This window comes from bacterium (assembly GCA_018812485.1).
Taxonomy (GTDB): Bacteria; JAHJDO01; JAHJDO01; order JAHJDO01; family JAHJDO01; genus JAHJDO01.
The window spans coordinates 1-6,355 of record JAHJDO010000160.1; the positions used below are offsets into that span (position 1 = coordinate 1).

Genomic DNA, 6,355 nt, shown 5'->3' on the forward strand with positions numbered 1-6,355 from the left:
AGGGCGTCACAACCGACAGCAGGAACAGGCCCCCGGCGACGACCGAGGTCTCCAAGAAGCGAACTCGAAGTCTATCCATGGTCGCCTCCACGACGTTGAACTCCATGATCCCCTGGCCCTCCTGGCCCTCGGCGCGGACCTGTGTGGTACGGACCAGCCCGGTGCCGGTGACGATCAACTCCTGCTCCTCTGCCTCGGTATCGATCCGGTGCTCGGCGGTCACGCGATCCTGCTCGTAGCGTCCCCAGGCATCTGTCGGGGGCGGTCCAAAATGCCCCCGGCGGGGCGGCAGAAATGCCCCCGGGTTCAGTGATGTATGAAGAGGCGTAACGTGCCGAATAGACAGGCACGGGCTGTGGGGCGCGCGTTGCCCGCTCCAACCCGGCTGCCCTGGCGGTTGCCACGTGCCGTCATCGAGTGGTTCGACGGCGTGGCGTAGCTGCCCAGCGCCATACGGAAAGATACCCGTGAGGCCCTGGCGCTGGTTCTCATCGAAGATGAGCAGGGGTTGGCTCTGGTTGCCCGGCCGGAGGCCCTGGCGCTGGTTCTCATCGAAGATGAGCAGGGGTTGGCTCTGGTTGCCCGGCCGGAGGCCCTGGCTCTGGTTCTCATCGAAGATGAGCAGGGGTTGGCTCTGGTTGCCCGGCCGGGGGCCCTGGCCCTGGTTCTTGTTTGACGACGGAGGCGGGGAGGACGACGGCGGGCAGGATGTCGAGCTTGGCGTACTCGCCAGCTCTGGTTCATGAGGAGTTTCCGTCCCGCAGCAAGGGAAACACCTCGGGTGGACCTTCGGGCGGCAGCGAGAGCACCTGGTGGAAGCCGTCAGACGCATGTTCTCCGAAGGGGCGGTAGGCGACCAGGTCGAGCGAGTAGAGGCGCTCGAGGGATTGCCAGAGCGTGTCCTGTCTGATGCCGAGCGCCTGCCGGATGCGGTCGCGCCGGTACCAGCTCACCCCCTGTCGGTTGGCGACCAGGCACAGAAACGTGTAGACCGCGACGTCCTCGGGTGTGAGCAGCTCGAGCCAGCCCTGCCTGTGCAGGCGGGCGTCTAGCCAGCCGTACCCTCCTGGCCCCGGGTGTCGTACTCGCTCCGGCCGTGGCACGACCACCCTTGGGGCGCGTGGAGTTTTTTGACTCGTCATGGTGTTCTCTCTCCTCTGTGCTCATCCTGCGCCCGGGTATCGAGCTCCTACCGGCGGCGGTATCGGCGGACCGAGGCGGGGAGCCGCCGACGAGGGAGGCGGCCTGCGCCGCGTTTTCTGCTGGCCCGATAGCTGGGCGCATCGGACGGGATGTCGATGACGTGGGCGCCGTCGAGGAGGCGATCCACCGCAGAGGCGACAAGGGGCTCGTTGCCGAGATTCTTGCCCCAGTCCGTGACCGAGAAGTTGGACACGATGATGAAGGCTCCGTGACGGTGGCGGGCACCCACGAGCTCGTAGAAGAGCGCACCGAAGTCCTGTTCCGGCCGTCGCGTGCCGGCACCGATCTCGTCCACGATCAGGAGGTGGGGCCTGCCGAGCGCCTCGAGCAGCTCGTCGAGGCTGTCGTCGGCCGTTGCGGCGTGCAGGATCGGGAGCAGCTCCGGTGCGCGGTGGTACTCGACGCGGTATCCGCCCTCGCAGGCGCGCACGCCCAGTCCTGTGGCGAGATGGCTCTTGCCGACGCCGCTGGGCCCCACGAATAGAATGGCCTCGCAGCGGTCGATGAAGCCGAGCTCGGCCAGGTCGATGATCTGGCGGCGGTCGATGGTGGGTTGTTTGGCGAAATCGAAGGCGTCGAGCGTGACGACCTCCTCGAAGCACGCCCGTGCGATGCGCTGCTGTACCCCCTTGTCGGTGCGAGCGAGGACCTCGGCGTCGGTCACGCGGACCATAAAGCCCAGGTGGCCGAGTTTCAGGCGCTTGGCCTCGCGCAGGTGGTCGTCCAGGTTCTCGACGATGTGCCGCAGCCGCAGCGTCTCCAGGTTTCGACGGAGCCGATCCAGGTCCTCACTCGCCATGGTCTTCCTCGGGCATCTTGGTGGCTCTCGACTTCTCGCGGATGAGCGATGCGTAGCGGTCCAGGGGGCGCTGGCGGGGTCCTTCGGGCAAGGGATCGTCGCCCGCTTCGCCCCCGGGTGTGCCCGATGGGTGATCATCGCGGGGCGTCTCGAGCGCCGCCTCCACGGCGCCCGTGGTCGCCTTGAGCCGGCGCACGCGTGCGATGCGGCTCACCGCCGTGTGATTGAAGGCCTCGTAGCGGGTGGCGTAGCGCAGGGCGTCGAGGACGCGGCGGTGGCCGATGCGCGTGACCAGTTTCAGGATCTGGGCCATGTGATAGGTGCTCGCTCCGCCCTGCATGCGGTCGAGGCCCTCGGCGAAACGCTCGGCGGCCGGCCCCATGGTCACGAAGACCGTGCGCGTGTTTTTCCTCCGCGCGCCCATCTCCCGGAACGCATCCCGGTGCTCGGGCAGGGTGACGAACTTCGGGTCGTCGCCGCGTAGCTCGTGCTCGCTGATCACCTCGTGGCCATGCTCCACCCAGAGACGCCCGTTGAGCACGCACCGGGTCACCCATCGGTCCGCGAACTGGGGCGGCACCGAGTAGAACCGGCCCAGGTACTCGACATGGAAGTGCTTGCCGGTGTGGGCGCGGGTGCGCTCCTCGCAGCGGAAGGGCTCGTCCGGCAGCTCCAGCAGGAAGGGGCGTTCGACGATCAGACGGTCCGCCGGCTTCTCGTCGGTCGTGCGGTGCGGCGTGACGTGCAGCTCGTCGCGGCGCCACTCGAAGGTCTTGGCGTTGAGGTCGTCGAGGCTGTGAAAGGTGCGGTGCTTCAGGAACGACTCGACGTCCTGGAAGGGCTTCTCGACCTTGCCCTTGCCCTCCTTGTACCCGGGCTCCAGCACATGTACGGCGAAGCCGTAGTGCGCCACCAGCCGGGCGAAGTCTTCCTGGAGGAGGGGCTCGCCGTCCACCACCGCGATCACCACCTGCTTCATCTGGTCGTAGAGGATCGTCGCTGGCACGCCGCCCAGCTCCTCGAAGGCCAGGCGGTGGCCCAGCATCACCGTGAAGCGGTCGGCGTGGAGCACGAAGAAGAAGAAGCGCCAGCGGCTCCAGGCCAGGACGAACGAAAAGCACACCACCGCCGTGAGCACCCCGCCCAGCTCGACCTCGTAGGGCGACAGGTCGACCTGGCCCTGCACGCCCGGATCGGTCTCGAAGCGCAGCGCCGGACGGCGCGCCGGACGTGGGCGGATCTCGCGGACCAGCTCCTTGACGATCGTCTCGCCGCCACCGAAGCCCAGGTCGCAGATGTACCGGAAGATCTGGCGCGTCTGCCAGCCGTGCTCGAGCGCCCGGTAGCTCACCACGGCCCGGTAGGGGTCGAGCTTGGACGGACCGCGCTTTTTCGGCGCGGCGCCCTTGCGCAGGACGCGACGCACGGTCTTGGGGTCCACCCCGACCTCCCGCGCGATGGCCTTGATCGGCTCGCCCCGGCCATTCAGCTCCCGGATGCGCGCGTTGCGCCGCCGTCTCTTCTCCTGCTTCAGCTCCCTGCGTCGTCGTCTCGCCCAGCTCGGGAGCTGATCCTCTGCATGTGGTGGCTCAGGACCCTGAAGTCCTCCTCCAGGAGCGCCCGGTCCTCGCTGCGCAGGCCGCCCCCCACCGCCTCCTCCAGCGACGACATCGCCGCCACCGCTGCTCGCAGCCGCCGCTGGACCCACTGCCCCTGGCTCGACAGCCGGGGGTCCTCCGTTCGCCCTGGCGGCGACTGCGCTGCGGTGATCGCCTCGTTCGGGTGGGTCACCACGAACTGCCGCGCCTGGTCCGATGGTGCGTGCCGCCACAGCTGGACCAGCTTCTCGGTCTGGTGCACGCCCAGCCCGGCCTTGCGGGCGACTGCGGCCAGCTCCACCTGGTTGCCCCGGGGCAACGGCAGCAAGCGACGCGCCATCCCCGGCTCCAGCAGCCCCAGCCTCATCTCCTCTCGAAGCTCCGGTGCCAGCCGCTCCAGCAGCCCCAGCCGCCGCGACACCCAGCTCTTGTGCCGGCCCAGCAGGGTGCCAACCTCCACACCCGTCAGCCCGCTGCGGGTCAGCTCCCGCACCACCAGAGCCTCCTCCACCTGGCTGAGCCCGAAGCGGCGGTTCAACGAGAGCATCAGGGCCAGCGCCGTCTCCGGCGTCGCTTCGAGGCACCCGACCGACAACGTCTTCCAGCCCAGCTCCCGCGCCGCGCGAAGCCTCTTGAACCCGTCCAGAAGCTGCGGCCGGCCTTGGGGCTGAACCCGGGCGACCAGCGGAGTCAACTGACCGTTGGTCGCCAGCTCCCGCTGGATCGCCTCCACCCGCGCCGGCGGCGGGCACCGAACCCGCTCCAGCTCCAGCCCGAGGTCCGCCAGCTTCATTTCCTCGATCTGCACGAAGCTGTGTGACACCTGCACCTCCCGCGCCCTCGGCCTGTCCGGGTCTGTCACCGCTCATCCGCTATTGCTCCTCACTATGGAGCCCGCGCGCGAGCCCGAAGCTCGCCGTCGAAGTGGACGACCCGACCCACTCGCCCGCACCTCGAGCACCGCCCCCACAGGACGACGCCTTCGAGCCCGGCCTTGCGGGCGTCCCGCAGGGCGGCTCGAACCTGCGCCACCGTCGTGAGCACACACCCCAACGCCATGCGGCTCGTATCCACATCGCCGTGGAGCGCGCCGCCAGTCGCGGACGCCGCGACCTCCTCGTCCCCGGCTTCCTGTGGGCTCCTGCTCGACGGCGACTTCGCATCGACGACATCCTCCTCGTTGCGGCTCACCGGTGCCTGCACCACCAAGGCCGCTCTCGCTGGCCCCACCATCACCCTTCGCGATGCCTCCTCGCCAACTCTTTTATGCGTCAAGCAGCCGCTTGGATGGACACGGCCGCAGCAACTCCAATCGTCCCGAATTTCCAACGAGATTCCTGACGTCGTTGGATTCGATCCGGGGGCAAACCGCTCACACTCACCCCCATCGGCAGACGCATCATCTGCCCGCTGCACCACCTCCGGCGCAGCCAGGCCCTGCGCCACGGCCCCTTCTGCGCGACGTCGTCGCCGCATCTCCTTCCCCCGGCGGTGGTAGGACGCAAGGGAGCGCGAACGATGCCGGGCGCGGCCCTTCTCGGTCCGCCGGTACCTCTCACCCGCACGCTTCGTCGAACGGGCTGCACGCTCATTGGCGCACCGGGGACAGAACCGCTCGCGCGTACAGGGACCGCACCGCAGCTCTTCCGCCCCGCACTGCTCACACTCGAAACAACCAGATGAAGCCCGCGCTCATCGGTCCCCCTCGGGGCCCGACGGCTCGGGAGAACTTGCGCCATCACGGCAACTCGTGAGACGAAGACTACAGATCGCTCGCGGGTCTCGACCCGCTTGCGGTTGTCGCGGAGCCCGAGGGTGTGCGTGAACACGGTGCCTCGGGCTCCGCTCCCTTTCGGGCCCGAGCACCAAGCCTACTGGGCCCCCCTCCAGGAGCCGACTTTCCTGACATGTCTACGGCAGGATGGGGGTGCCCATGTGGCGGGCCGGCCTCCTACGTCGCCGCCACCACGCGTGCGATGGGCTCCGCCACGACGGGCACGCCACCGGCTACGACAGCTCGGAAGTCAAAAGGGGGGGGCGTTTCGACCGCCCGAGGGGGGGCGTCCTGCGCCGCCCCCGACACGAGGACGAGTATGCCGACTGGTGGCGTGACACGAGCGACTGGGCCAGCCGGTCCGCGACCCGCGCAGCAGGACGGGTCAAGGACGACGATGCAGAGGTCGAGAAGCTCTCCGGGGTCGCCGCGCGCCTCTATGCCCTGGGCGATCAGCCCGAGATGGGCCGCCGCGAGGACGGGTATGCACACCCTCTGGTCGTGATCGTGACGTTCGCGGTGAGGCCGGACCGGCGCGATGGTGGCGCTGAGGTCGAGGTCGAGTCATGACGCGACCACTGACCGCCATCCTGGTCTTCCTCCTCGCCCTGGCCCTCACGAGCTGTACTGCCGCCGGTCTCGGCTGGGATGAGGTCGACTTCTGCCCGGAGACGGGCTGCTCCACGTGCACCACCGACGACGACTGCGTGTCCGCAACCTCGTGCTGTGCCGAGGCAATGTACTGCCTTCATCGGGACGACGGCTTTGCCATCTGCGACCTGGGCTGCGTCGAGCCTGAGCCGCCACCGTGCGGTTGCGACGACGGGCGGTGCAGGTTTCGGTAGGGACTGCCGCCCGGTTCCGGGTCGCAGTATCCTCATCACGTTGGAGATCCACACATGACGAAAGCAGAGTTGGTCGACGCGATTCTCACCCAGGTCGAGGGCGTACCCACCAAGCGCGAGGCGGCGGCTCTCTTCG

7 protein-coding genes are annotated in these 6,355 nt (G+C 68.5%); 1 reads left to right on the forward strand and 6 read right to left on the reverse strand.

Going from position 1 to position 6,355, the window contains the following annotated elements; genetic code table 11:
* The 6 genes from KKC91_12705 to KKC91_12730 form a co-directional block, all read right to left on the reverse strand.
* On the reverse strand, positions 1–223 hold a 223-nt coding region (locus tag KKC91_12705), incomplete at its 3' end, for a hypothetical protein (GenBank protein MBU0479403.1).
* 517 nt (positions 224–740) lie between these two features.
* Positions 741–1,142, reverse strand: coding sequence for a hypothetical protein (locus tag KKC91_12710; GenBank protein MBU0479404.1), 402 nt, complete (start codon positions 1,140–1,142; stop codon positions 741–743).
* A 47-nt stretch (positions 1,143–1,189) separates the two neighbouring features.
* Positions 1,190–2,002: an ATP-binding protein gene (locus KKC91_12715; GenBank protein MBU0479405.1), complete on the reverse strand. Its 813-nt coding sequence runs from the start codon at positions 2,000–2,002 to the stop codon at positions 1,190–1,192.
* Entirely contained in the window at positions 1,992–3,443 is a 1,452-nt protein-coding gene (istA, locus tag KKC91_12720; protein ID MBU0479406.1) for an IS21 family transposase, read from the reverse strand. Before istA ends, KKC91_12715 begins: the two co-directional genes overlap by 11 nt.
* Positions 3,444–3,532: 89 nt before the next feature.
* Positions 3,533–4,423 (reverse strand): ParB N-terminal domain-containing protein, encoded by an 891-nt coding sequence (locus KKC91_12725; protein MBU0479407.1) that lies wholly within the window; start codon positions 4,421–4,423, stop codon positions 3,533–3,535.
* A 62-nt stretch (positions 4,424–4,485) separates the two neighbouring features.
* Positions 4,486–4,833, reverse strand: a complete 348-nt coding sequence (locus KKC91_12730; GenBank protein MBU0479408.1) for a hypothetical protein — start codon at positions 4,831–4,833, stop codon at positions 4,486–4,488.
* Positions 4,834–5,533: 700 nt separating this feature from the next.
* On the opposite strand from KKC91_12730, the gene KKC91_12735 reads away from it, so the two are divergent.
* A complete protein-coding gene (locus KKC91_12735) occupies positions 5,534–5,944 on the forward strand; it encodes a hypothetical protein (protein MBU0479409.1) in 411 nt (136 codons plus the stop codon).
* Positions 5,945–6,355: the final 411 nt, after the last annotated feature.